Origin of the sequence: Rufibacter tibetensis (genome assembly GCF_001310085.1) — a bacterium.
GTDB lineage: Bacteria > Bacteroidota > Bacteroidia > Cytophagales > Hymenobacteraceae > Nibribacter > Nibribacter tibetensis.
Genome location: NZ_CP012643.1, coordinates 2,437,443 through 2,463,106, shown reverse-complemented (window position 1 = coordinate 2,463,106; position 25,664 = coordinate 2,437,443). Strand labels below are relative to the sequence as shown.

Annotated in this window: 20 protein-coding genes; 9 read left to right on the top strand and 11 right to left on the bottom strand. The window is 49.0% G+C overall.

Features of this window, described 5'->3' with window-relative positions:
• Positions 1–24: 24 nt before the first annotated feature.
• The gene (locus tag DC20_RS09915) at positions 25–900 is read right to left on the bottom strand and encodes a manganese catalase family protein (RefSeq protein WP_062543691.1); all 876 of its coding nucleotides are present in this window, start codon (positions 898–900) and stop codon (positions 25–27) included.
• 498 nt (positions 901–1,398) lie between these two features.
• Here DC20_RS09915 and DC20_RS09910 point away from each other — a divergent pair, with 498 nt between their 5' ends.
• Positions 1,399–1,620 (top strand): hypothetical protein, encoded by a 222-nt coding sequence (locus tag DC20_RS09910; protein WP_062543690.1) that lies wholly within the window; start codon positions 1,399–1,401, stop codon positions 1,618–1,620.
• 645 nt (positions 1,621–2,265) lie between these two features.
• Here DC20_RS09910 and DC20_RS09900 read toward each other — a convergent pair.
• Positions 2,266–3,519: an NAD(P)-dependent oxidoreductase gene (locus tag DC20_RS09900; protein WP_062543688.1), complete on the bottom strand. Its 1,254-nt coding sequence runs from the start codon at positions 3,517–3,519 to the stop codon at positions 2,266–2,268.
• A gap of 203 nt (positions 3,520–3,722) precedes the next feature.
• Between DC20_RS09900 and gcvP the strand changes: the two genes are divergently transcribed.
• Together gcvP and DC20_RS09890 are read left to right on the top strand one after the other, a co-directional pair.
• Positions 3,723–6,641, top strand: a complete 2,919-nt coding sequence (gene gcvP, locus DC20_RS09895) for an aminomethyl-transferring glycine dehydrogenase (RefSeq protein WP_062543687.1) — start codon at positions 3,723–3,725, stop codon at positions 6,639–6,641.
• Between the two features lie 292 nt (positions 6,642–6,933).
• On the top strand, positions 6,934–7,557 hold the full coding sequence (locus DC20_RS09890) for a DUF4136 domain-containing protein (protein WP_083470292.1): 624 nt from the start codon (positions 6,934–6,936) through the stop codon (positions 7,555–7,557).
• 97 nt (positions 7,558–7,654) lie between these two features.
• On the opposite strand, the gene DC20_RS09885 is transcribed toward DC20_RS09890, so the two are convergent.
• From DC20_RS09885 to DC20_RS09875, 3 genes are read right to left on the bottom strand one after another with little or no spacing between them, the layout of a single operon-like run.
• Positions 7,655–9,640, bottom strand: coding sequence for an OmpA family protein (locus tag DC20_RS09885; protein WP_062543685.1), 1,986 nt, complete (start codon positions 9,638–9,640; stop codon positions 7,655–7,657).
• A gap of 19 nt (positions 9,641–9,659) precedes the next feature.
• On the bottom strand, positions 9,660–10,613 hold the full coding sequence (locus DC20_RS09880) for a PorP/SprF family type IX secretion system membrane protein (RefSeq protein WP_062543684.1): 954 nt from the start codon (positions 10,611–10,613) through the stop codon (positions 9,660–9,662).
• A 35-nt stretch (positions 10,614–10,648) separates the two neighbouring features.
• Positions 10,649–12,847, bottom strand: a complete 2,199-nt coding sequence (locus tag DC20_RS09875; RefSeq protein WP_169788174.1) for an ice-binding family protein — start codon at positions 12,845–12,847, stop codon at positions 10,649–10,651.
• Positions 12,848–13,065: 218 nt separating this feature from the next.
• Here DC20_RS09875 and DC20_RS09870 point away from each other — a divergent pair, with 218 nt between their 5' ends.
• Positions 13,066–13,311, top strand: a complete 246-nt coding sequence (locus tag DC20_RS09870; RefSeq protein ID WP_062543682.1) for a hypothetical protein — start codon at positions 13,066–13,068, stop codon at positions 13,309–13,311.
• A gap of 8 nt (positions 13,312–13,319) precedes the next feature.
• Here DC20_RS09870 and lipA read toward each other — a convergent pair whose 3' ends face one another.
• The 6 genes from lipA to DC20_RS09840 form a co-directional block, all read right to left on the bottom strand.
• The gene (lipA, locus tag DC20_RS09865; protein ID WP_062545899.1) at positions 13,320–14,204 is read right to left on the bottom strand and encodes a lipoyl synthase; all 885 of its coding nucleotides are present in this window, start codon (positions 14,202–14,204) and stop codon (positions 13,320–13,322) included.
• 69 nt (positions 14,205–14,273) lie between these two features.
• Positions 14,274–15,023, bottom strand: a complete 750-nt coding sequence (locus tag DC20_RS09860) for a hypothetical protein (RefSeq protein ID WP_245652333.1) — start codon at positions 15,021–15,023, stop codon at positions 14,274–14,276.
• A gap of 441 nt (positions 15,024–15,464) precedes the next feature.
• Positions 15,465–15,803, bottom strand: a complete 339-nt coding sequence (gene ytxJ / locus DC20_RS09855; protein WP_062543681.1) for a bacillithiol system redox-active protein YtxJ — start codon at positions 15,801–15,803, stop codon at positions 15,465–15,467.
• 36 nt (positions 15,804–15,839) lie between these two features.
• The gene (locus DC20_RS09850; RefSeq protein WP_062543680.1) at positions 15,840–16,175 is read right to left on the bottom strand and encodes a hypothetical protein; all 336 of its coding nucleotides are present in this window, start codon (positions 16,173–16,175) and stop codon (positions 15,840–15,842) included.
• Positions 16,172–16,456 carry a hypothetical protein gene (locus DC20_RS09845; protein WP_157593122.1) on the bottom strand — a complete coding sequence of 95 codons (285 nt, stop codon included), beginning with the start codon at positions 16,454–16,456 and terminating at the stop codon, positions 16,172–16,174. Before DC20_RS09845 ends, DC20_RS09850 begins: the two co-directional genes overlap by 4 nt.
• Positions 16,457–16,557: 101 nt before the next feature.
• On the bottom strand, positions 16,558–18,537 hold the full coding sequence (locus tag DC20_RS09840) for an alpha-ketoacid dehydrogenase subunit alpha/beta (RefSeq protein WP_062543678.1): 1,980 nt from the start codon (positions 18,535–18,537) through the stop codon (positions 16,558–16,560).
• 204 nt (positions 18,538–18,741) lie between these two features.
• On the opposite strand from DC20_RS09840, the gene DC20_RS09835 reads away from it, so the two are divergent.
• From DC20_RS09835 to DC20_RS09815, 5 genes are all read left to right on the top strand, one after another.
• The gene (locus DC20_RS09835) at positions 18,742–20,025 is read left to right on the top strand and encodes a M16 family metallopeptidase (RefSeq protein WP_062543677.1); all 1,284 of its coding nucleotides are present in this window, start codon (positions 18,742–18,744) and stop codon (positions 20,023–20,025) included.
• 225 nt (positions 20,026–20,250) lie between these two features.
• Entirely contained in the window at positions 20,251–20,736 is a 486-nt protein-coding gene (ispF, locus tag DC20_RS09830; protein WP_062543676.1) for a 2-C-methyl-D-erythritol 2,4-cyclodiphosphate synthase, read from the top strand.
• A gap of 122 nt (positions 20,737–20,858) precedes the next feature.
• On the top strand, positions 20,859–22,514 hold the full coding sequence (locus DC20_RS09825) for a M28 family peptidase (protein ID WP_062543675.1): 1,656 nt from the start codon (positions 20,859–20,861) through the stop codon (positions 22,512–22,514).
• Positions 22,515–22,730: 216 nt separating this feature from the next.
• Positions 22,731–23,945 (top strand): thioredoxin family protein, encoded by a 1,215-nt coding sequence (locus DC20_RS09820; RefSeq protein WP_083470290.1) that lies wholly within the window; start codon positions 22,731–22,733, stop codon positions 23,943–23,945.
• A gap of 254 nt (positions 23,946–24,199) precedes the next feature.
• Complete coding sequence (locus DC20_RS09815; protein WP_062545897.1) at positions 24,200–25,582, top strand: LutB/LldF family L-lactate oxidation iron-sulfur protein; 1,383 nt, start codon at positions 24,200–24,202, stop codon at positions 25,580–25,582.
• Positions 25,583–25,664 lie beyond the last annotated feature (82 nt).

Genomic DNA, 25,664 nt, shown 5'->3' with positions numbered 1-25,664 from the left:
TCATCAACCTACACTACGTCAAGCTCAAAGAGCATCTTTGATTTTATCTACTATTCCGCCACCGGCAGCACCTGTCATCTGCTCTGTCTGCGCGTGCCCTTCAGGGGCAGGGGGCGGTAAAATTGGAATATCGCCTAGCGGCTCACCTGGCACCATCTGGAAGGTACCTTTACCGTCCATAGACGGTCCTTCAGCCCAGCGGCCAAATGCTTCCTGGTCTTTGTAGATATTGGTGGTGACAAACGAATAATTGAAGCCTTGCACTTCCTCATTTTGCGGGAAGCTGTTAGGTATTGGGAACTGTTGTTTTAAACCACCTAATTCTTCAATCACCGCTAACCACTGGTTCTGGTGCATGGTGTCACGGGCAATCAAAAACGAAAGCATGTCTTTCATGCCTGGGTCATCTGTAGCCTCCCATAAACGGGTAGCCAGCACCCGTCCGCTGGACTCAGCATTCACGTTGGCAATCATATCTGCAGCTATATTTCCGGTAGCTACCACCCAGGATCCGTTAAAGGGCACGCCGTTGCTGTCTGCCGCCATGGCTGCTAGACCGGTAGAAAGGAAGTGCCGGGGATCCATACCGCCCATAACAGCCCCTACTACCGGGTTTGCTCCTACAATCTGGTCTTTCAGAGAAGTAGTAGCACCCTCCAGGTTTAGCGCCACCGCGGTGGCTAGCATCTCAATATGCCCAATCTCTTCGGTTCCGGTTTCAAGGAGCATATTCTTGTATTTCACTGGGCCCCTATTGCCCCATGCCTGGAACAGGTACTGCAAACACACTCTAATTTCCCCTTCAATACCCCCTATGGCTTGTTGCAGCATTTTGGCAAATGCTGGATTGGGTTTGTCAACCCTTACTTTGTACTGTAATCTGCGATCGTGATAGAACATTGGCTTGATTTAATTTTTAGTTTAATTAAAATCCTTTACCCACTTTATAAACGACTTCAATTATATTTTGGACAGGTATTTTTACAATATTAAATAAATTAAATGCAACAATATAAAGATATACGAACACCAGCATATATCTATAAATCAGACCTTTGCACATACATCATCATTAATTCTGCTCCTTTATTAACAATTATTTAACATTAAAAAGCCGTATTAATACCCATTTATTACTCTCTTCTTTCCACTTCAAATAGCCTTGATTCTCTCAAAACTAGAGCAATAAAGAAGCTTTAGTTCACACCTAATTTGCTTATTCATAAGCTTAATGGTGGTCATTCAAATCTCAAGACGAATTGTATATAAATAGTTACATTCCAAAATAGCATGGAGTAGTCAACTTATTAGAGGCGCGGATGTGGCTTATTCATAGTCATCAATCTAAACTGTGTATTTGCCGTATAAAGTCACTAACGTAACTATAACAAGAAGACTATGAAAAAAGGATCAAAGGTTTTGGCTGCAGCTGCTTTGGCAGTGACTTTCGGGTTTGCCTCATGCGAATCAAAAACTGCTCAAAATGTTGAAAACACGGCAGAATCAGCAGCTAATGAGATTGAAGCGGAAGCAGACTCGGCACTTGCCCCTACTGATACCATCTCAGTACAAGATGAACCAGTAGAAGATGGCGTAGCCGATAAGGTAGAAAATCAGTAGAAGTACTTTTATATTAAGTTGGAATAAATCCGTTGAATGAACTCTACAGTTCTCCCCAGCGGATTTATTTTAGTTTCAGGGGTTTATAAAATTATTCAATTTTTTTACATCAAAATTATATACAACATTAAGAAAGCGCTATATTTGTATCCCTCGGACCTCAACAACAAGTATCAAACCCAATTCAGTGGACTTAACGTACCAAAATTTGTCTTATACAAACGTGCAAGTGAGCATGAATCGCTACTCTGTGCACATAACCTATAATGGCTTTGTATCTAGCAACACATTCAGGCAATCTATTCTTTCAGTAGTTGAATTTATCACCTCTAATAAAATAGAAGCGGGCATCTATGACATTAGAAGAATGCACAGCCTACCCCCACAGGACCAGGATTGGTTTATAGACGAAGTTTTACCATTACTTCTTAGAACGTCACTTAAAAAGGTAGCAATACTAGAGTCCTTTAGTGGGCTAGGACAGCTAAACTTAAACCACTTGGTCTACTGTCAATTTCTTTCCATACCGTTCGAGATGCAGTATTTTGAAGACATTGCTTCTTCTCTACAGTGGATCTCGCAGACCTCTTGCCTAGAGGAAAAATACAGCTTTTCCTCTAGTATTTCTTTAAACTAATAGTACCCCTAGTTTGATTTCATTATCTGCTTGGGAGTAGATTCCTGACCAGGAAACGCATAGTCTTGCAAGTAGCTGTACTTCTCACAAAGCTTTCCATCCTTTGCAATGGTGGCATTCTTCAATACTCCATCCTGATCTCCGTTAAACAGGTGGGGCAAAATCTTATCTATGATCTGCCGGCTAAAATCACGGGAGGCGTTGCGAGGCAATTCACAGGGCAGGTTATCTACCGCCATAATGGTGATGTTCTTCTCTGAGGAATACGCCTCTTCTAGCTCCCCTGTCGCTGGATTGTAGTCATACGCTGGATCGGCAATGGTAGCCGCCCGTTTGGTGCAAGGTATAGATCCGTCCACGTCACAGGTGATGTCGGCAATGGTGTTAATCCTGAAATCCGGGCGTTGCATGTCTTCCCGGGTGAAGAGCACGGGTGCCGCCGGGTTCCAATAAGCGCAGGCCATGAGCAGATCAGTTACCCTGGAGAATTTCTGAAAGGTAGATTTATACAGATGTGGGTTGTGGTAGAAATCCTGCGAATCCCATACCTCCACATCGGGCCGCTCATGGTAATGCGACGAACGCAGTTGCGCAAACACCGGCTCAGAGAACTCTTTGTACAGGTAGTCAAAGACGCTTACTTTCTTAATCCCCATCCGCTCCAGCACCTCCAGGGCGCCTTGCGCCACCCTTCCGCCACCGGTTACCGCAATCTTGATGCTGGGCAAAGTTTTTACCTTGAAGAACTCCTCCAGCATGTCTTCCATGTCCTGGCATTGGTGCGCGGGCTTCAGGTGATACAGGTTCCATTTACGGCCATATGTGAGCAGGCCGTTGTACGCTCCTACAATCCCGGCCCATCTTCCGAAGGCCACTTCCCGTTCGCCATGGGCGTTGGTGATGGTCTCATAATCAATCATGGTGATGTTCTTCTCCAGGATAGCCTGCAGCAATTTCTGATTATGGGCTTGTTTCTTGATAGTGTGCGAAAAGAAGAAGTACGTCTTGTTTGGAATCAATTGATTTAAGGGCACTTCCTTCACGCCAAACAGCACATCGCAGTTGCTCAGGTCTTCTTTCAGCGGAATGCCCAGGTCAGCGTACTCTTCGTCCGAGAAACAGCGGATGGGGCTGGGCTGGACCACTAACTGCACCTGCGGAAAAGTCTGTAACACTTCCGAGCATTTTTTAGGGGTAAGGGGCACCCGTTTGTCTACCGGTACTTTTCCTTCACGCAGCACACCAATTTTCAGCTTTTTCATAGGGGATGATCAAGAGCACGACGAATGTTTCAAGGCAATTTCTTCAAAACAAGGTAAAAACCATAACTCTCCCACAGCCTGTATGGCAATTTAAGGGCTCCCTCTGTAAATAGTGAATTTTAACCTGTACTTTTGTTAAATCATTTGCACCAAACGTTTGTTAACAGACAAAAGAAACTTATCTACCTTAATTCCAGCGATAAATGATCTTTAAAACCAAGCCTGCCGACATCTTCAAGGAGCGCCACAACGGCCCTGTAAAAGAGCAGATGCAGGATATGCTGCAGACCATTGGGGCAGCGTCACTAGACCAACTGATAGATGAAACGGTTCCGCCGGCTATCCGCCTGAAAAGACCGTTGAACCTTCCTGCTCCGTTAACTGAGCGTGATTTCCTCCGGAAGTTTGCCAAGATTGCGAAGCAGAACAAACTGTACAAATCTTACATCGGGTTAGGGTACCATGATACTATTCTTCCTCCGGTTATCCAGCGGAACATTCTGGAGAATCCAGGTTGGTATACCGCTTACACTCCTTACCAGGCTGAGATTGCCCAAGGCCGTTTAGAGGCGTTGATTAATTATCAGACCCTGATCATTGACCTGACCGGCATGGCCATCGCTAATGCGTCTTTGTTGGATGAGGCTACCGCTGCCGCTGAGGCCATGAACCTGCAGTATTCTCTGCGCAAAGGTGCCCGTAAAAACGCGAACCGCTACTTTGTGTCTGACCAGGTATTGCCGCAAACCATTGACGTATTACTTTCCCGCGCTACGCCATTGGGCATTGAGTTGGTACTAGGTGATCACCGCGAGCTGAACTTACAGGACGACACGCTGTTCGGGGCTTTGGTGCAATACCCAGCCGCCGACGGCGAGGTGTTTGACTATACTGATTTTATCGCGCAAGCTCACGAAGCAAGTGTACCGGTGGCCGTGGCTGCTGACCTGCTGAGCTTGACCTTGTTGAAATCACCGGGCGAGATGGGGGCCGACGTAGTAGTTGGTTCTTCGCAACGCTTCGGGGTGCCTATGGGGTATGGTGGACCACACGCTGGTTTCTTCGCGACTAAAGATGAATACAAGCGTTCTATCCCGGGCCGTATCATTGGCTTGTCACAGGATGCGTTCGGGCAGAAAGCCTACCGCATGGCCTTGCAAACCCGTGAGCAACACATCCGCCGCGAGAAAGCAACGTCCAACATCTGTACCGCGCAGGTACTATTGGCCGTAATGGCCGGCATGTACGCCGTGTACCACGGACCACGTCGCTTGAAATACATTGGTCTGAACATCCACAGCCTGACTCAGATTTTGGAGAAAGGCTTGGAGCGTTTAGGCTTTGAGCAGCTAAACGAAAACTATTTTGATACGCTGAACCTGCGCATCGAGAGTGCTGAGTTGCAGCAAGCCATCCGTCAGGAAGCCGAAGCCACGCAGATTAACTTCCGTTATTTCGGGGACAATAATAACATTGGTATCTCCCTGAACCAGAACACTGATCTGGACGAGGTGAAGGATATTCTGGCTGTTTTCGCGAAAGTAGCCGGAAAACCGGATGCTACGCTGGAACTGGATGCCATTCCCGAAGAAACTGATATTACCTGGCCAGAAGCCTTGATCCGTACCTCTCCGTACTTGCAAGCCGAAGTGTTCAACAAGTACCACTCTGAAAGCGAAATCCTGCGCTACATGAAGTACTTAGAGAACAAAGACTTCTCTTTGGCGCACGGCATGATTCCGTTGGGTTCCTGCACCATGAAATTGAACGCCACCGCCGAGATGATTCCAGTGACCTGGCCAGAGATCGGGCAGATGCACCCGTTTGCCCCTGCAGATCAAGCCCAAGGCTACGCGCAAATCTTCCAGGACCTGGAAACTTGGTTATGCGAAGTGACTGGTTTTGCGGCCATGAGCTTACAACCGAACTCCGGTGCGCAAGGTGAATACGCCGGTCTAATGGTTATCAGAGCCTACCACGAAGCCTGCGGCGATCATCATCGTAACATCTCTTTGATCCCGTCTTCTGCGCACGGCACTAACCCTGCCTCGGCGGTAATGGCTGGTATGAAAGTAGTGATTGTGAAGTGCGATGAGCGCGGAAACATTGACGTAGCTGATCTTCGCGCCAAAGCCGAGGAGCACAAAGATGATCTGTCTTGCCTGATGGTGACCTACCCATCTACCCACGGGGTGTACGAGGAAAGCATCATTGAAATCTGCGAGATCATTCACCAGAACGGTGGCCGCGTGTACATGGATGGTGCCAACATGAACGCCCAGGTAGGCTTGACTTCCCCGGCGAACATCGGCGCGGACGTGTGTCACCTGAACCTGCATAAGACTTTCTGTATTCCGCACGGTGGTGGTGGACCAGGCGTAGGCCCGATTGGCGTAGTAGCGGATCTGGCTCCTTTCTTACCAGGCCACGCCGTAGTAGACTTGGAACGTCCAGAGGCGATCAATGCGGTATCAGCGGCACCTTGGGGTAGCGCCAGCATTCTGCCAATCTCTTACGCCTACATCAACATGATGGGCGGCGAAGGCTTGACCGAGGCTACTAAAATGGCGATTCTGAACGCGAACTACATCAAGGCGCGTCTGGAAGAGCACTACCCAGTACTGTACGTAGGTTCTAACGGTCGTTGCGCCCACGAGATGATTTTGGACTGCCGCTCATTCAAGAAGGCCGGTGTAGAAGTAGAAGACATCGCGAAGCGTTTGATGGACTACGGTTTCCACGCGCCTACGGTATCATTCCCGGTAGCGGGTACCTTGATGGTGGAGCCTACCGAGAGTGAGAGCAAAGAAGAACTGGATCGTTTCTGTGATGCAATGATCTCTATTCGGGAGGAAATCCGGGAAGTAGAGGAAGGCAAAGCTGACCAGAAAAACAACCTGTTGAAGAATGCTCCGCACCCGGCGCACGTAGCTTTGGCAGAAAACTGGACGTTCCCGTACACTCGTGAAAGAGCCGTTTACCCAGTGCCTTACACCCGCACGGCCAAATTCTGGCCAACTGTAAGCCGTATTGACAGCGCTTACGGCGACCGTAACCTGGTGTGCAGCTGCGCTCCTATTGAAGCGTACAATGAGCAAGGACAAGAGATGAAAGCCATCTAAGCTTTCATCAATTTCATTTATAAGAAAACGCCTGCGGAGCTTCCGTAGGCGTTTTTGTTTTCACCTTGTTTCACCAAAAGAGGCTTGAAAATGGCAGTAGACGAGCGTTGAAAAAAGGTTTTTAGAATAAACCAGATGGTATAATCTGGGCATAGTTTTTGCGTTTCAATTGTACGAAAGTGATGTCCTTAGAAACAATCTTTCTTGCTTATATGTTATTATTGCAAGCAGAAAAGGCCTTTTACACGACGTTCTTTCTCTTTCTTCAACCACACTAAAACTGTACAAATCAATGAAACCATTCAATAAGATAGCGAAGTTGGTAACGGGAATGATGATGGCACTGCTGGTGGTAGGTTTCACTGGTTGCGCCACTACCTACAACGTTGCCACTGATTTTGACAAAGGCACCAACTTCCAGGCGTACAAAACCTGGCGCTGGTACCAGGACCAACCTGTGGCAAAGGATTCCACCAACCGCAGATACACCACGTTTTTAGATAAACGTGTGAAAAACGCAGTAGAAACAGAAATGCAGCGCCGCGGCTTCCAGAAGGCTTCCGCTTCTGACAAACCAGACATGTTGTTGGCCTATGATTTTACCATCGAGAACCAGCAGCGTTTAAGCCCTGACTTTGTAAGCATCCCGTCTATTGGGTTTGGTTATTGGTATGGCTACCGCTATGCGTATGGCTACAACCGAATGTTTAACACCTCCACCCTGCAGGATTATCAGCAAGGCACTTTGATTCTGGACGTAGTAGACGCCAAATCAAATGAGTTGATCTGGCGCGGTAGCAGCGAAACCGCCGCTACGGAGCGGTCCTTAACTGATGAGAAAGTTCAGCTGATTGTTTCCAGCATTCTGGCAAAGTTCCCTCCTCAAACTGATGAGAGAGCTACTGCCCGCCGCTAATTAGTTGCTTTTCTAAAAACAGCCTCAAAACAAAAGAGCCACCTGCATGGGTGGCTCTTTTGTTTTGAGGCTGTTTTGGATTCTTACAAGCAAAACGCTATTTGATCTTAAATTCGGTTCTGCGGTTGAGTTGGTGCTGGTCTTCGGTACACTCCACCCCATCGGCGCAGCCGTTGATCAGGACTGTTTCACCGTAACCTTTCCAGGTAAGTCGATTTCTAGAGATGCCTTGGCTCACCAGGTATTCCACCGCCGACTGCGCCCGGCGCTCAGATAACATCTGGTTATAGCCATGGCCTTCACGGCTGTCTGTATGGGAGCCTAACTCAATCTTAATGCTAGGATTGTCTTTGAGCATGCGCACCAGCTTGTCTAGTTCCAGGGCGGCATCTGGCCGGATGTTCCATTTGTCCAGGTCATAGTAGATGTTGTCCATGGCAATGCTCTGTTCTTTCTGGCTTTTGTCAAAGATGAGGGTCACCCGGGTGGTATCGGCTAACTTCACGGTGTCAATGGCTACCAGAGCAGATTGGGTCAGATACCCGAATTTGTCGCCCACTAAGTCATAGGTCGTTCCTTTCAGCACCCCAAACTTGTATTCACCGTTTCGGTCAGAGAAAGCGACCACGGAGTCATTGGTTTCTTTTGGTGTCAGTTTCAATCGCACATCGGCCAGAGGCTGGTTGATACTGCGTTTGCCTTTCACCTGCACTCTTTCCAGGGTGGTCACATACAGAACCGCGTTGCTCAACAGTTTGAAAGAATAGATGTCATCTGTGCCGTTGTTGCTGTCCCGGTTAGAAGACAAATACCCAACCTGGGCGTTGGCAGCCCCACGCATGAACACCATTCCAAAGTCATCCTTAGGCGAGTTGATAGGTGCGTGCAGGTTTTCAGGCTTGCTCCAGGCAGCACGGCTTCCTTTCACCTTGAAGACATCCAAGCCACCAAAGCCAGGGTGCGTATCTGACGAGAAATAAAGGTTTCCGTTCTGGTCGAACCCCGGGAACATCTCTTTGCCCACGGTATTCACCATGTTGCCGGCGTTCATAGGTTGCCCCCAGGTGCCGTCTGCTTGTAATTCTGAATAGTAGATATCTGCCTCGCCGTAGCCGCCAGGTTTATCAGACACGAAGTAGAGCACTTGTCCGTCTGGCGAGATGGCCGGGTGACCCACGCTGTATTCCTCCACCTTATTATAGGCGAAGGGTTTTGCTTCATTCCAGTTGGCTCCTTCGCGGCGGGCCGAAAAGATCTCCAAACGGTTCACGTAGTCACTGGAAAGCGACTTTTTCACCCAACTGGTGGGGTCTACGTTTAGGTCTTTCTGCTTTTTCTCCACCATGTGGGTACGGGTGAAGTAGAGGGTAGTATTGGCAGAGTCCATCACTGCAGGACCATCATGGTACACTGAGTTAAGGGCAGCGCCCGCAATGGCGGGCATTTGCCAGGTACTGTCTTCGTTGCGCTGGGCATAGAACATTTGCAGGTAGGGGCGCCCGGTCCAGCCGTAAGTGCCGGCGTCCACGTCTTTGTTGCTGCTCACGTTTCCGCCACGGTCTGAGGTAAACAGAATGCCTTGCTCATACACCGTGGGGCTGAAGTCAGCATTGCCGGAGTTTATCTGGGTTTCGTTTACCACAATAGCAGAAGCGGGCTCTTCCAATAACTTCAAAGCGGCGTCTGATGCTTGTGCTTTCGCGTTGGCTAAAGCTGCTTCAGCGGGCACTTTTATGGCGTAGTTCTGGTACTGGGTTTTAGCCTCGAAGTACTTGCCGTTGCTTCTCAGCGCCTCAGCATAGTAAAACGTGTTAATAGGATTTGCCTCGGGCATGGCCACTACTTTGGCATACCATTCCTCGGCTTCTTTCGTGCGACCCGTCAGGCGGTAAGCATCAGCTAAGCGTTGGGCACCCTGCAAGGTGGGCTCCTTTTGGGCAAAGACCTCCTGGTACTCCTCTATGGCCAGCGAGTAATCAAAGTTCTCGTACAACCGGTCAGCTTTACGGGTAGTCTGGCAACCGCTCAAGGCAAGGCTACCAGCAAGAAAGGAAAGTAAAAGTGATTTGTATATGTTATGCATAGAAGCTTCTGGTTAGAAATTAGAAATACCGCGGGGTTACCATTTTGGTCGCTTCCTTTTTCAAGAAACTGTAGCCAACAGATATTTCATGGGTGCTCAAATCATTCATGTTGCCGTGCAGCGAAAAGTCATGGGCATAGCCCAGGCGCAACCGCTTGGTCACGTACAAATCAGCCATGGCTACTACTGCATCTTTAGAGGAAAGCCCCTTCGCTTCGAAATCATTTTTGAAAATGTTCATGGCCGTACGGTAGCTGGCACCTAACCAAATGCGCTCGCCAAACAAGAAGAAGGTATTGAAATCCACGTTTGTAGGTCCATCAAAGTTCTCCTTCAGCATGATGCTGGGCTTCACCTTGATGTTGTGGCTGATGTCGGCCACGTACCCGATGTTGAAAAAATAGTGCCGCTCGGGGTCATAGTTGATGTCTTTGTCAATGCCCAGTAAATCGGTCACGGAAACACCAGCGTAGAAACGCTCTGTGTGGAAGAAGATACCCGCTTTCAAGCTAGGGCTCCAGGTGGTTTCCTTTTGTGCATTAATTACCGCCGGATCTTCCTGATCATTGCCGGTGATCAGTTTAGAACCGTCTACCGCAAAGTGGGAAACGCCAGCCGCTAACCCGAAGGAAAGGATTCCGGTTTCGCTTACCGGCAGTTTGACCGCTGCGTCTACCTCAATGTTCTTACGGTTTTGGGCAAAAATCTCATCACGGGTGGCATGGAAACCAAGCCCCAGGTGCTTGTTGTTGGTAAGCCCGTCAATGCTGAAGGTTTGGGTGTTTGGCGCTCCCTGTAAACCTACCCATTGGGTGCGGTGGAAAGCGTTAAGAGTTAGGGTTTCCTTGCTGCCTGCATAGGCCGGATTAATGACCAGTTGGTTGAAGATGTACTGCGAAAACTGTGACCGGTGCTGTGCCCAGCTGCTACCTGCAGCCAGCACAGTGATCAATATGATAAAGATTCTTTTCATTTCTAAGGGAAATATGATGTTTGAACTACCTGCGTTTAGCGCACTACCTGCACCGGTCCTCTGAATACCTGGTTCTTGCCGTCACAGCCCCGCACATTCAGTACATAGAAGTAAGTGGCTTCTTCCAGGCCAGTAGCCCGCCAGTCATTCTTGTAGTTTTTTGTTTTGTAGATTTCATTGCCCCAACGGTTGTAGATGACAATATCATTGTCAGGGAAGTTTAGCAGGTTCCGGATCACGAAGGAGTCGTTTATACCATCGCCATTCGGGCTGAAGACCGTTGGAACCACAATCTCAGAACCGGCATCAGCTGCTCTTACTTCTACAGTGGCCTCGTCGCTGGCGCAGGCAGAACCCGCTGTGCTGGCAGTCACCTTGAGGGTACCAACCGCATATGCAGTAGTCGCCTTTAGCGTCACGGTAGTACCAGTAGCGGTTGTGCTGTTATCGGCAAACGTGAAGCCAGCCGGTGCTGTCCAGGTGTACGTCACACCCGCTACCGGATTTGAGATGGCGTAGGTTAAACCAGTACACGGGCCGCTATTGTCCATGATCACTGGCGTAGCGGCCGGGGTTCCCGGTGTCACATCTGCAGTAGAGGCAGTAGCCGTACCACAAGTGTTAGAAGCTACAACCGTTACTCTTCCTGAGCCAGTACCTGCTTTCACTTGCACCTGCGCACCAGTGGCGGCACCAATTACTTCCCAGCCTGTGCCAGATACGCTCCAGGTATAGGTTACTCCCGCTTCTGGTTGACTGATGCTGTATTGGTAGGTAGTTCCAGCGCACAAAGCAGTTGCAGGACCAGTAATGACCGGAGTAACAGGAGCTGTTCTCACCACCAATTCAATTGGGAAAGCAAGGCTGTTCTGACAGTTCCCCGAGGTTACCGCTATCACCGAGATAGGATAGGTGCCTGGCAAGGTGCTAGCACTTGCTCTTACAGTGAAGGAAGTCAACGACTGTGACTCAATGGTGAGCCCGCTGTTAGCTGGTGCCACAATGGCGAGGCTTGTCACGCCAACAGAAACATTGCTAACGGTAAAGGTGGTAGTTCCACCCACGCATACTTCCTTTGGTCCTACTACATTAGGTCTGGCCGGACGCACGCAGATGGTTGCTTCATCAGTTCCGCCGTTGTTCTCGATGACGGCAATGTTGGTGACTTCCCCGAGAGCTAAAGTTTTTGCCGTGATGCGTAATGTAGCCGTTTGATTTGCCGGCAAGGTGCCGATGGTCCAGATTCCGGTGTTAGCGTTGTAGGCTCCTTTGTCTGCTTCAGCTGGTGGCACCAAGGCCAAGCCCTCAGGCAGTCTGTCGCTCACAGTTACATTGGTAGCGTCTACTGAGCCGGAGTTTGTGACTCTGACAGTATACATCACATTTTCTCCAAGAGTAACCGTGGTGTTGTTCACCGACTTGGTGATACTTAGGTTAGCGCTTCCCGGTGTTGTTCCGCCGCCACCAGTTCCTCCATCCCCATCATTACCGCCGCCGGTGGTCAGAGGCTCAGGCAAAGAAATATTATTGTTATTGAGTGTAACGGCTCCGCTTGTGGAAAGTACCCGCCCCACCAAGGTGGAGCCAAGGCTTAAGATGGCGTCATTCTGCACTACAAAGTTTCCGTTTAAAGTTGAAGGCGTTGCCAACATCCCTCCGGTCCCGATGGTCACATTCCCGGTTACCCGAAAGAAGATATTGTTGGGGTTGGCATTGAAAACATTGATGGCGGAACCCGGATCAATAACCAGGTCACCGTTCACCTGGATGATGAACACTGAGTTGGGGTTTCCCTGGCCGTCAAACTTCAGGCGACCACTAATGCGTGCATTCCCATCAAATTTGTAAATACCCCTAGTTAAAGTGGTTCCGTTTATGGCCGCAGTTCCAGGGGCAAAACCCTCTCCTAGCGTTTGCCCGGTTAAATTGCGGGTAGAAGTGAATTGTTCCAGCTCGTTGTACACCCGCACAACATCGTTTTTAGCGGTAGCCGCCGCAGCCGTGTTCCGTTCGATATCGCCGAGCACCTTGCCTGTGGGAAAACCAACCACCGCAACACCGGGCGAGGTACCCAGATCACCATACACAATGCTGCTCCCGGTGTTAGTAACGGTACTACTGCCTAACACCGCGTACTCGCGCGCCGCTCCCAAAAAGGGAGGCGTTAAGGTTTGAGCATTAGAAGAGGAAAAAACAGCAAACAATGCTGCCAATACAAGTAAAAGTTTCTTCATATGAAGTGGTAAAGGAAATAGGGATAATAAAATAATCTCAGATATTCCTATATAGGAATAAAGCACCTGCATGTACTTTGCTACCGAGTAAAAGTTTTGACTTGTTAGAAAGATGCAAGATGGGCAGGTAAAGCAGAAACACTTGTTCTGATAGCACGCCTGACTGCTTGAGTCTTTTCAAGAATTTTAGGTTAAGAAAATGCTTTTTTACAGCGCATATGAGTAGATTTCGCTGCAAGGTAGAGATAAATAAAGGAGCAGAAGTTTTTATTTCACCCCTAATGCGGGAAAACCGCACCCACTGGTTTAAATACGATTATATTATTTTTATTCAATTTGTAAATCAAATTTACCTCTCCTCAACCTCTTACTACCCGAATAATTTTACTACAAATAGTACAAATATGACCATAAAAAAAGCCCCGCTGGCTAGCGGGGCTTTTTTGCTGTTTTACGAAAATTAGCTTGGAAACTACACGTGCACGTGACGTTCTGCGTGGTAAGAAGAACGCACCAGCGGACCAGATTCTACATACTTCAATCCACGGTTCAGGCCTTCTTCACGGTAATGAGCGAACAAGTCTGGGTGGATGAACTCGGCCACCTCAATGTGCATTTTGGTAGGCTGCAGGTACTGACCTAAGGTGAGGATATCTAAACCGTTGGCGGCTAGGTCATCCATGGCTTCGTACACCTGCTCCTTGGTTTCGCCCAAGCCTAACATGATGCCACTCTTGGTGCGTTTGCCATACTCCTTTGTACGCTTAATCTGCTCTAAGCTGCGGTCATACTTGGCCTGTGGGCGAACCTGGCGGTACAGGTTTCTAACAGTTTCCATGTTGTGCGACACCACTTCCTGCCCGGCTGAAATCATCACATCCAAAGCTTCCCAGTTGGCTTTCACGTCTGGGATAAGCGTTTCAATGGTGGTTTCCGGCGAAAGGTTCTTGATCTGCACAACAGTCTCATGCCATACACTGGCGCCACGGTCTTTCAGCTCGTCACGGTTCACCGAGGTGATCACCGCATGCTTCACGCCCATGAGTTGAATGGCTTCAGCTACGCGCCTAGGCTCATCTAAGTCATACTCGTTTGGCCGGCCAGTGGCCACAGCGCAGAAAGAACAGGAGCGGGTACATACGTTGCCCAGAATCATGAAGGTGGCAGTACCGGCACCCCAGCACTCTCCCATGTTCGGGCAGTTTCCGCTTTCGCAGATAGTATGTAGTTTATAGGTATCTACCAGTTGTCTGACTTTGGCGTATTCTTTGCCTACCGGCAATTTCACGCGCAGCCAGTCTGGCTTACGGGGTTTAGTTTGAGCTTCAGCAGGTTGGATAACCGGCAACGCAATCAATTGATCCATGGTACAAAGGTACTAAGTGAGGAGCGGATAGGCAAAAAACAGCCAAAAGGGTTGGATCGTTCAACGGCGACGCCCGTAATACAACGTGAGGTAAACAGAGGAGAATACGTTCCGTTTGGGGGCGCTGGGAATCATGGTCATGTCTCCGGCAAACGCCTCTACCAACATACCTACTTCAATACCTGTGACGCTCTCCATATAGCGGCCGTACTCAAAGGAAACCCCTACTTTGGCATTGGCACCCACCCTGAAGGCTGGCTCGCTTAAGCCTTTAAATACCCCGGGAGCACCCACTATCAATCCTTCGTTGGTGTGCACATTAGGGTCATACTGCTCGGTACTGATCTGTACAGGGCCTACTAAATAATATTGCTGGGTTCTGGGGTCCAGCACATAGTTGCTACGGTCATACTCAATGAAGTAAGGCGCCAGAATACCAATGGAAGGCCCGGCGGCCACTATTCCGTTTACCTGCACCCCAGATTCAGGGGCTTTTCTAAAGAAGGTATATTCCCTACCGTACTGCGGCCTGAGCACGAACAGATAGTTGCTTTTTCCCTTCACAAAAGAGGCTCCGTTCTGCAGGTTCTGCAGGCGGGTTTCTTTAGGGTGTTTTACTTCTACTCCTTCCAGAGCATAGAATTGGTACCATTTGCCGCCCAGATGGTACACCTGCTTGATCATAGCTCCGCCCAGAAGCCCACCATTAGAATTGAAGTTGAGCCCATAGGTGAACTCCCTGGAATAGCCTTCCTCTTCTTCTACGACCTGAGCCAAAGCCAGACCAACCGGAAGAAAGCATATTATCACAAGCACGAGTAGAAATCTACGCACAGAGAAAAAGACTAAGTTTTGTTTAAATGTATATAACTTTAGAGGCACCTGCAAATCTTTCATGGTTTGACATTCCGTTCATTCACGCCAACATATCAGCGGCTTTCTGGCACTTAGCTAAAGCGCCTCCTTTCTGTTTCTCCTAACACCCAAAGGCACCAGGTTGTTTTAAGGCTAATTTTACGCAAGACGCTTCTTTTGATAAGCGAAAGGGCACCTTTAGTGACACAGCCCCTAAGGCACCAACAGCAAGCTTTTCAGCGTTTTACTCAGCCCTACAACCATCACCAAAAAGACATGTTTTGCATTGATATAGAACGAAATATCCTTCATTTTTGATATAAAAAAGAAATCCCGCAGAAGGGTTTCAACTACACCAACTGCGGGACTTCTTTTACTCTTGTATAAACTGCTCTTTTACGAAGCCAGTTTTTTCACTTCCTGTAAATTGATTCCTAAGTGTGAGCCGTGGTACCGGCACTGGCCATCTTTGATGAACAGGAGCTGTGGAGACTCATGCTTTACTTCAAAAGACTGGGCTATCTCCGCTGATACTGGTCTGTAGTTTAACAAGTCAAGGTAGTAAGGTTTCACATTTCCCAGACCTGCATCATCCCACTGCCGTTCCAGCCTGCTTTTGGCGGTGGCACTGATAGAACAGGTAGTACTGTGCTTGAAAATGACTACGGGCTGTTCCTTTGACTCTTCTTTGATCTGCTCTATTTGCTCAATGCTATTGATAGGATTCCATTGCATAATTCTGATCTATAGGTTGCTTTAACTTGAACCACATTATTTTTTTTTGGTTCTACTAAACGCGTTCTTTTTAGAAAAAACCTGAGGCTTGATGACTGCTGTTCCGTCTTCTCTGATGCCCAACTGGTTTCTTTTCCTGTCTTTTTTCAATTTACGGCCACTTTCTCCCTTCCGGTGACTGTACGCTTCCACGTTCAGGTGTGATTCACTAAAATCTGTCTCCATTTTTTTGGCCGCTCTCAGATGCTTGCGGAGTTCCCGCTTCTGCTGGCCGGAAGAGGTATAAGCAGTTTGTGCGGAAGCTGGCTGACTTGCACCCAGCACCAGGGTGACTAAAGCACAAAGGAAAATAATGAGTAGCGTGTGTTTCATCCTAGCCCAACTTTTTCTAGTAAACTCTTCTTGCGCTTAGGGGTGGGAATACGGGTCTTCTTCTTTTTGAGAAGTCCGTCCTTACCAAAGTCCATGTTCCGGCCTCCAATATCACGGCCTTCATCCGCCTGGTCTGCCTGGGTGATTTCCTTCTTCTTGAACAAAGAGAATTTCTTTTTGCCAGAGACGTCTGGGCAAGCAATTCTGTTGGAGCTGCAGCCCCCCAAGGCCAGGCCCATGGACAATACCACTACCCCCATCGTTACGCGTACCTTTCTCATATTTACTTCAGCTTATGGTATACGTGTACCAATTTGCATTGGCTACTTCTGTTTGTTTAGAGGCCATTTAAAAGAAAACAGCCCCTAAACAGAACACAGATTTAAAAACTTAAAAGAGCCTCTACTCTTTCTCTTAATCTTTTCACCGGCAAAAACTCCTGCTCCAGCGGTGGGGCAAACGGGATAGCGGTATCTAAACCACCTACACGCACCACCGGGCCATCTAGCTGAGTAAAGCAGTTTTCTGAAATCCAGGCGGCAATCTCAGCGCCAATACCACCAGTCAAAGTGTCTTCATGCAACACAATGACGCGCCCGGTTTTAGTGACCGTCTGCCGAACGGCTTCTTTGTCCCAAGGCAACAGCGAACGTAAATCTAAGATATCAGCAGATACTTCTGGCATGGTGTTCAAAAGCTGTTTGGCCCAATGCACGCCCATACCGTAGGTAATAATGGAGAAGTCGTTTCCTTCTTGTGCTAAACGGGCTCGCCCGATTTCCACGGTATAGTAATCGTCTGGAATGGTCTCAGTGAGGGAACGGTACAACAGTTTGTGCTCAAAGAACATAACCGGGTTAGGGTCTTCAATAGCCGCGTTCAACAAGCCTTTGGCATCATACGGCGTAGACGGGTACACAATCTTGAGGCCCGGCGTGTGGAAAAACCAGGACTCGTTGCTCTGCGAGTGGAACGGACCTGCCGCCGCACCTGCACCCGTAGGCATGCGCACCACCACATCAGCGTTTTGGCCCCAGCGATAGTGGCTTTTAGCCAAATTATTCACAATCTGGCTGAAACCAGCGCTCACAAAATCGGCGAACTGCATCTCCACCACCGACTTCTTCTTCCGGATGGACATGCCCAAGCCAATCCCCAGTATGGCACTCTCGCACAAAGGCGTGTTGCGGATGCGCTCTTTCCCGAACTTCTCCACAAAGCCCTCCGTCACTTTGAATACCCCACCATACTCAGCGATGTCCTGCCCCATAATCACCAAGTCTGGATACCGCTCTAGGCTTTGGCGAAGAGAATCGGAGATGGCATCTACGAAGCGTCGCTCTGAGCGGGCGCTGTCTCTGGGCTTGATCACGTTCTGGATGAACGGAGCGTACATATCGGCTAGTTCTTCCTTCACGTCTGGAGTAGGCATAGGCGTGTTGTGCGCCACTTCCAATCCTCGCTCAATTTCCTCTCGGAACTCCTCGCGGATGGCGGCCAGCAGCTTCGGCGTCAGCACTTTTTCATCCAGCAGGTACTTCTCAAAGTTCTCTACCGGGTCTTTTTTGCTCCAGCGCTCGAACAGTTCCTGCGGCACGTATTTGGTACCTGAGGCTTCTTCGTGACCACGCATTCTGAACGTCATCGCCTCAATCAGCATAGGGCGTGGATTCTTTCTGATGCTGTAAGCGGCCTGCCGAACGGTGTCATACACCTCCAGTACGTTGTTGCCGTCTATCTGCAGCGCATCAATGCCGTAGGCTGGGCCTTTGTCAATAAAGTACTGACACTTGAACTGCTCATTGCTGGGCGTAGACAAGCCGTAGCCATTGTTCTCGATCACAAAGATCACAGGCAGTCCCCACACGGCCGCTACGTTGAGCGCTTCGTGGAAATCACCTTCACTCGCACCACCGTCACCGCTGTACACCAGGGTCACTTTTTCGCGTTTGTCCAGCATCTCAGCCAAAGCAATACCATCGGCTACAGCCAACTGCGGGCCTAGGTGCGAAATCATGCCCACAATGTGGTGCTCATTGCTCCCGAAGTGGAAAGAGCGGTCACGGCCTTTGGTAAAGCCGGTTCTTTTGCCTTGGAACTGCGCAAAAAGGCGGTCCAACGGAATATCACGGCAGGTGAACACACCCAGGTTGCGGTGCAGGGGTAAAATGTATTCGTCCGGGTCTAAGGCCAGGGTAGAACCCACGGAGATAGCCTCTTGCCCGATGCCAGAGAACCACTTGCTCACTTTGCCCTGACGAAGCAAAATCAGCATTTTCTCCTCAATCATGCGGGGTTTCAGAATGCCCCGGTATAAGTGCAGCAGATCGTCGTCTGTATAGTCTTTTCTGTTGAATTTCATGGTTTTCGCGTTTTCTGCGAGATGTAAATTTACGGAGATGAATGAAGGGGCGAAATACTAGCCTACTTATTTTTACTTTTGTCGTTTATAGGCCCATTTCAGAAAATCAGCTCCGAAATGTGCCTCGTGGAAAGCACTTGCAACACCGCAAGGCTCTCCGCGTTAGCATGATACCTTTTAGAAGGAGCATCTTTACTTTAGAATATGATTCAGTATAAAGAATTCACCTTAGATAACGGCCTGCGCTGCATAGTACACGAAGACAACACCACGCCCCTGGCGTTGCTCAATGTGCTCTATAACGTAGGCTCCCGCGATGAAGACGAACAGCACACAGGTTTTGCCCACTTGTTTGAGCACTTGATGTTCAGCGGTTCCGTGAACGTGCCCAGCTATGATGAGCCTTTGCAACAGGCCGGCGGAGAGAATAACGCCTTCACCTCACCAGATATTACCAATTACTACCTCACCGTACCTGCCCAGAACATTGAGACCGGTTTCTGGCTGGAGTCTGACCGCATGCTGGACCTGGCTTTTAATGAGAACGGCCTGGAAGTGCAGCGCAAAGTAGTGGTTGAGGAATTCAAGCAAAACTACCTCAACCAGCCTTATGGCGATGTGTGGCTGAAGCTTCGGCCGCTGGCGTACAAAAAACACCCGTACCAGTGGGCCACCATTGGCAAGGAGGTAAGCCACATTGAGAATGCCGTGATGGATGACGTGCGGGCCTTTTTTAAGAAACACTACTCCCCGGCCAATGCCATACTGATAGTTGCAGGGAATATCACCTTTGAACGCGCAAAGGAACTGGCCAAAAAATGGTTCGGACCAATCCCAAGCGGCGAAAGGTACGAGCGCAACTTACCTGTAGAGCCTCCGCAAACCGAGGCCCGCTACCTGGAAGTAGAGGCCGAAGTGCCTCTAACCGCCCTCTATAAAGCCTACCACATGCCCGCCCGCACCAGCCCCGACTATTATGCCGCCGATTTACTAGGCGATGTTCTGGGTCGAGGAGATTCGTCCAGGCTGTATAATGAGCTAGTAAAGGAGCAGAAGCTGTTCAACTCCATCTCTGCCTTCCCGACCGGATCCATGGAACCTGGCTTGCTCATCATTCAGGGAAAGCTGAACGTAGGCGTTGACCCACAAGCAGCCAATGCCGCCGTAGAAGCTATTGTGGAAAGAATCAGCGCCGAGCACATCAGTGACGAAGAACTGCAGAAGGTGAAAAACCAGGCTGAAACCTCCATTGTCTTCTCAGAGATCGAACTCCTGAACCGTGCTCTGAACCTGGCTGTGGGCAAACTGATGGGCAACCCCAACCACGTGAACGAAGAAGGTGCCTTGATCCAGGCTGTTACCTCAGAAGACATTCACCGCCAAGCCCAACAAATCCTCCGCCCCGAAAACTGCTCCACTCTTATCTACAAAGCCGCTCCCGGCAATGAAGCAAGAGAGGAGTTGGAAGAAGTGCTGGAAGAGGAATAGTTTGCTTTGGGCCTGTTTTTCAGAAAGCAGGTTTAAAGCAACTTTTCAGCCTCCTCACCCCTTTGTCATCCTGAAAGGACCTTATGGGCAAACTGTATTGGCACTTACTATTACGCTTTTACAATTCGCCCGCAAGGTCTTTCCAAGACGACAGGAGAGGGTTAATCAATTATATCATCATCAGTCTAGTATCTACCATCCAGATACTAGCATCCATAAAAAACTATGAGCTTCAACATAAGAACCGGCTTCGGCTATGACGTGCACCAATTACAGGAAGGATTAGATTTCTGGCTAGGCGGGATCAAATTACCCCATACGCATGGCGCCCTGGGTCACTCAGACGCTGATGTTTTAATTCATGTGATTTGCGACGCCTTATTAGGGGCTGCCAACCTGAGAGACATAGGGTTTCATTTCTCTGACAAAGACCCGCAGTACAAAGGCATTGACAGCAAGATTCTGCTGCGCGAGGTCATGAAACTGATCAGGGACAGAGGCTACGAGGTAGGTAATATTGACTCTACCATTTGCTTGCAGGAGCCTAAAGTGAACCCGCATATTCCTGCCATGAAAACGTGTTTAGCGGAGGTAATGGGCATTCCGGAAGAAGATATCTCTATTAAGGCTACTACCACGGAGCAGTTGGGCTTTGTAGGGAAGAAAGAAGGAGTGGCTGCCTACGCTACTGTTCTGATTCACAAACCATAGAGATTTTTGAGGCATCATTTTTGCCAAAGTTTCTCAAAAACAGGCTTAAAGCTACTATCGTTTGTTCGTTAGCTCAAATTTCAGTAGCATTAAGGTCTTATTACTGAAAGACAAACAATTTCATGAAAAAGCATTTGTACACGCTGGGCATGGCCGCCGCTTTCTTATCGGCTTGTTCTACGTCCCAAACCCCATCGGCTTCCACGGCTGGAGGCGCCACAACTGGCAACAGCCCAGCAGCCACTTCTGGTGCCAGTGCCGCCAACCCAACGCAATACGCAAACACCATTACCGCGGCAGATATGGAGAAATACCTGCGCGTGTTAGCCTCCGATTCTTTAGAAGGCCGTGAAACCGGTGAGCGTGGGCAGAAAATGGCCGCTGAATATATTTCCAATCACTTCAAAGCTGTTGGCGTGCCGGGCCCGGTAAAAACCGGATCTAACCCGTACTACCAAACTTTTGACCTGGAGAAAAGCAGCTGGGGCGAAGGCTACGTAACCGTGGGCTCTAAGAAGTTCACCATGGGCAAAGACTTCTTCGTGCTGGGCGCATCGCCGTACCAGAATGAGGAAACCGCCCAGGTTGTGTTTGCTGGTTACGGCATTGATGACCCTGCCTACTCAGACTACACCAACCTGGACGTGACGGGTAAAGCCGTAGTAGTTCTGGCCGGTGAACCTAAGAAAGCCGATGGCAAATACCTGATCAGCGGCACTGATAAAATGAGCACCTGGTCACAGGATGCCCGTACCAAAGCCGCTGCCGCCACTAAAAAAGGAGCGAAAAGCGTGTTAGTGGTGATGGGCACTACTGATGCCGAGTTCCAGCAATTGACGGCCCGTTATGCTGGCATGCTAACTCGCCCGTCCATTGGGTTTGGAGCTTCGGCTACGCAGCCACGTGCCGCCAACATCTACGTGTCTCCTACCATGGCTGCTGCTTTGTTGAACACCAAGCCTGAGCAACTGGTTGCCTATGGTGCTTCAGTAGGCAAAGCCGGGAAAGCCGTAGCCTCGCCGTACAAGGCCGCTACCAACGTGAAGATCAAAACCGCCCGTAACCGTCAGGCACTGCCTACTGAAAACGTGTTGGGTTACGTGGAGGGCTCTGACCTGAAAGACCAACTGATTGTTATCAGCTCGCATTATGACCACGAAGGCATCAAGAACGGTGTAGTGTACAACGGTGCCAATGACGATGGTTCCGGCACTATGGCGGTGATGGAATTGGCAGAGGCATTCGCACAAGCAAAGAAAAACGGACATGGTCCGCGCCGCAGCATCCTGTTCCTGACCGTTACCGCTGAGGAAAAAGGCTTGTTAGGTTCTGAGTACTACACGGAGAATCCAGTATTCCCGCTGGAGAACACGGTAGCTAACCTCAACATTGACATGATTGGCCGCCATGACAAAGAGCACGAAGGCAAACCTGATTACATCTACTTGATTGGGTCAGACAAGCTTTCTTCTGAGTTGCACGCCATCTCTGAGAACGCGAACAAAACCTATACGAACATAGATCTGGACTACCGGTTCAACGACCCTAATGATCCTAACCGGTTCTACTACCGTTCAGACCACTACAACTTCGCGAAGAACAACATTCCGGTTGCTTTCTACTTCAACGGAGTGCACGAAGACTACCACCAACCTACCGATGACGTGGAGAAAATCAACTTCCAGTCTGCCGAGAAAGTAGCCCGCCTGGTGTTCTACACCGCCTGGGACCTGGCCAACCGCACAGAGCGGATCAAGGTGGACAGCAACAAGAAATAATTTTATCAGGAGTACAGAAAAGGAGAGGCCATGGTCTCTCCTTTTTTTTGTTTCAGGCGGTGAGTTTCTTTATCTTCCATGAAAAAAGAGCCTTGGAAACGTATGCTCTTATGGACTAAGAGATAAAGAGCTTAAGGAAAATTAATCTAATATTTCATAAATGCCTCAGTGCCGCGACTGGCCCATAGTTGTGCACTCAGCAGTAATAAATTAAATATGCTTATATCGTGTAAAAGACTTTGTTCAAACATCATTGCAGCGCTTCTCCTGCTCTTCGCTTCCTTGCCAGCGACGGCGCAGGAGAAAGTAAGTATCAACTTTGCCTCTTCTTCCTGGGAACAAGTGCTTCAGACCGCAAAACAAGAAGGAAAAGCGATTTTTCTATACGCCACAACACCTAGATGCCGGTACTGCAAGCAAATGGAGAAAGAAGTCTTCCCCATGAAAGAAGTCGCTGATTTTTATAATACCACGTTTATCAGCTATAAGATCAACATAGAAGACAATGCTGAAGGCGAGGCACTGGCTAAAAGGTACGCCATCTCCAGCTTTCCCTCTTATCTGTACTTTGACAAGGACGCAGAACTACTGCACCAAAGCGGTGCCGGCAAGCCTGCCGAAAAATTTATAGAAGACGGCAAAAACGCCTTTAACCCAGAGAAAGCCCTGTTTACGCTGAAGAGAAGGTATGACAATGGAGAACGGGCTTCTTCCTTTCTATACCATTACAGCAAGGCATTGGCCTACTACGGACAAGCCGATAGCCTGGAGGAAAGAGTAGTAAATGAGTATTTGGCCACTCAAACCAGCCAACAACTTAACTCAGCTATAAATCTCCAATATATCTTTTCCAAAAACCTCGATTTCCGCTCACCCACTACCCAATATTTACTGCAGAACCAGCACAAGTTTTCGCCTTTGTTTAAAGAAGAAGAGGTGAAGACCAGAACCGAGAGAATCATTACCAGGACAGCTCAAAAAGCAGGTGCAGAAAATAATATAGCCTTGCTTAAGGATGTTCAGCAAGCCGTATCTACCAACTTCAAAGAAACCAAACGGATTTCCACCTTAGCCATGATTTACTTCTACGCCGGACGGAGAGACTGGCTCACGTATGCCAAAACAACTTTGGAGTACAGCAAAGGCTACGCCGAACAAGATTGGCGCACGTTATATGAAACAGGCATGTACCTCAACAGCTTCGCCGAAGACAAAGAAGCGCTGAAGATTGGTACCCGAATTATGAAAAAAGCCGTTGCCTTACATAAAGACCCAGAGAACCTGTATCTGTATGCCCAACTACAGCACAAGACAGGAAAAGACGCACCTGCAGCAAAAGCGGCCAAAGAAGCCCTGGAGTTAGCCAAGAGCACCGGCGAAGACACCAGCGACATCAGTGCATTTCTAACCCAATTGAAAGCCGGTAACTAAAAGCACCATGTCGTTTTGGCCTTGTTCTCAGAAAAACAGGGCCTAAACGTACCTCATACTCCTTCTTCACGTTATCTGCCAGTAGAAAGACACCTGCGGAACCAAAATAACTTAGTATTCAGGCAGCAGCCACCTATGACAAGGATGCAGCTTGTTGTCTATTTGCGCCAAAGGTTCGCTAATTTTGCAGGCATCTTATTAGTTTAGTCAGTAGATTGGGCACAAGCCCCTTTACCTATATTTGGAGAAGTACCTTGAGCATAAAACTAAAGCAGTTCCTGCAGGACTCAGAGAACAAAGCCTTTGACCTGGAGCATAGGAAGAAGATTCGTTTCAACATTGGCAAATACAATGCAGCTGTGCAGAACGGCATGGCAGCCTATGAGCACCATGAACTAGCCCGCGAGCGCGCCTCGTTCCTGAAAACCCAGACCATCAACAACCTGGACAAGTACCTGGTGGAGTTTGAGAACAATTTCACCAAAAGAGGCGGGAAAGTCATTTGGGCGCAGAACGCTGAGGAAGCCCTGCGGGAGATTGGCACCATCATAAAGCGCAAACGCGCAAAGTCTGTGGTGAAGTCTAAGTCCATGAGCACCGAAGAAATTCACCTGAACGACTTCCTGGAGAAGAACGGCATTGAAACCGTAGAGACCGATCTGGGCGAGTACATTGTGCAGTTGGCTGGTCAGCGGCCGTACCACATTGTGACGCCAGCCATGCACATGTCTAAAAAAGACATTGCGGAGCTATTCCATAAAAAACTGAACATCCCGCTTACCGATGACGCCCAACAACTGGTGCTCACTGCCCGCAAACTGCTGCGCGAGAAGTACACGCAAGCCGAGGTAGGCGTCAGTGGCGCGAACTTCCTCATCGCTGACATTGGAGGAATAGCGGTGACAGAGAACGAAGGCAATGCCCGCTTATCCACCACGTTCCCGAAAACGCACATTGCCATTGTAGGCATTGAAAAGTTGATTCCGTCTATGCTGGATTTGGACCTGTTCTGGCCCCTGCTCAGCACCAGCGGTACCGGCCAAAACGTGACCATCTACAACACCATCTTAACCGGTCCTCGTCAGCCTACTGAGAAAGATGGTCCAGAGGAAATGTACGTGGTACTGCTGGACAACGGCCGCACGAACTTGTTAGCCCAGCCTGAACAGCGCGAAGCCCTCAACTGCATCAGATGTGGTGCCTGCTTAAATGTTTGCCCGGTGTACAAGAATATTGGCGGCCATACCTATGAGACTACATACAGCGGTCCTATTGGGTCAGTGATTACGCCGCACCTGGCAGGCATGGAAGAAAACAAGCACCTAAGTTACGCCAGCTCCCTATGCGGCGCCTGCACCAGCGTGTGCCCGGTTAAGATCAACCTGCATAACTTACTACTCATCAACCGGAAGCAAAGCGTGGAAGAAGGGTTGGTGGACAAAAATGAGAAACTAGCTTTCAGGTTTTGGGCAAAGGGCATGCAAAACCGCAGGCTCCTGAACTTTGCGCCCGCTTCTGTCAAAAACTTTGTGTTAGGGCATGTACAGAAAGAAACCTGGAGCAAACGCCGGGAGCCCTTGGTAGCCGCCCCGCTTTCTTTTAATGAGATGTGGCGAAAACAACGCAAAAACCGCTAAAACAAAAGAGCCATCTGATTTCAGATGGCTCTTTTGTTTTCTAACCAAGGCTATGAACGCTGTTTGGGTGCAAATTTGATTT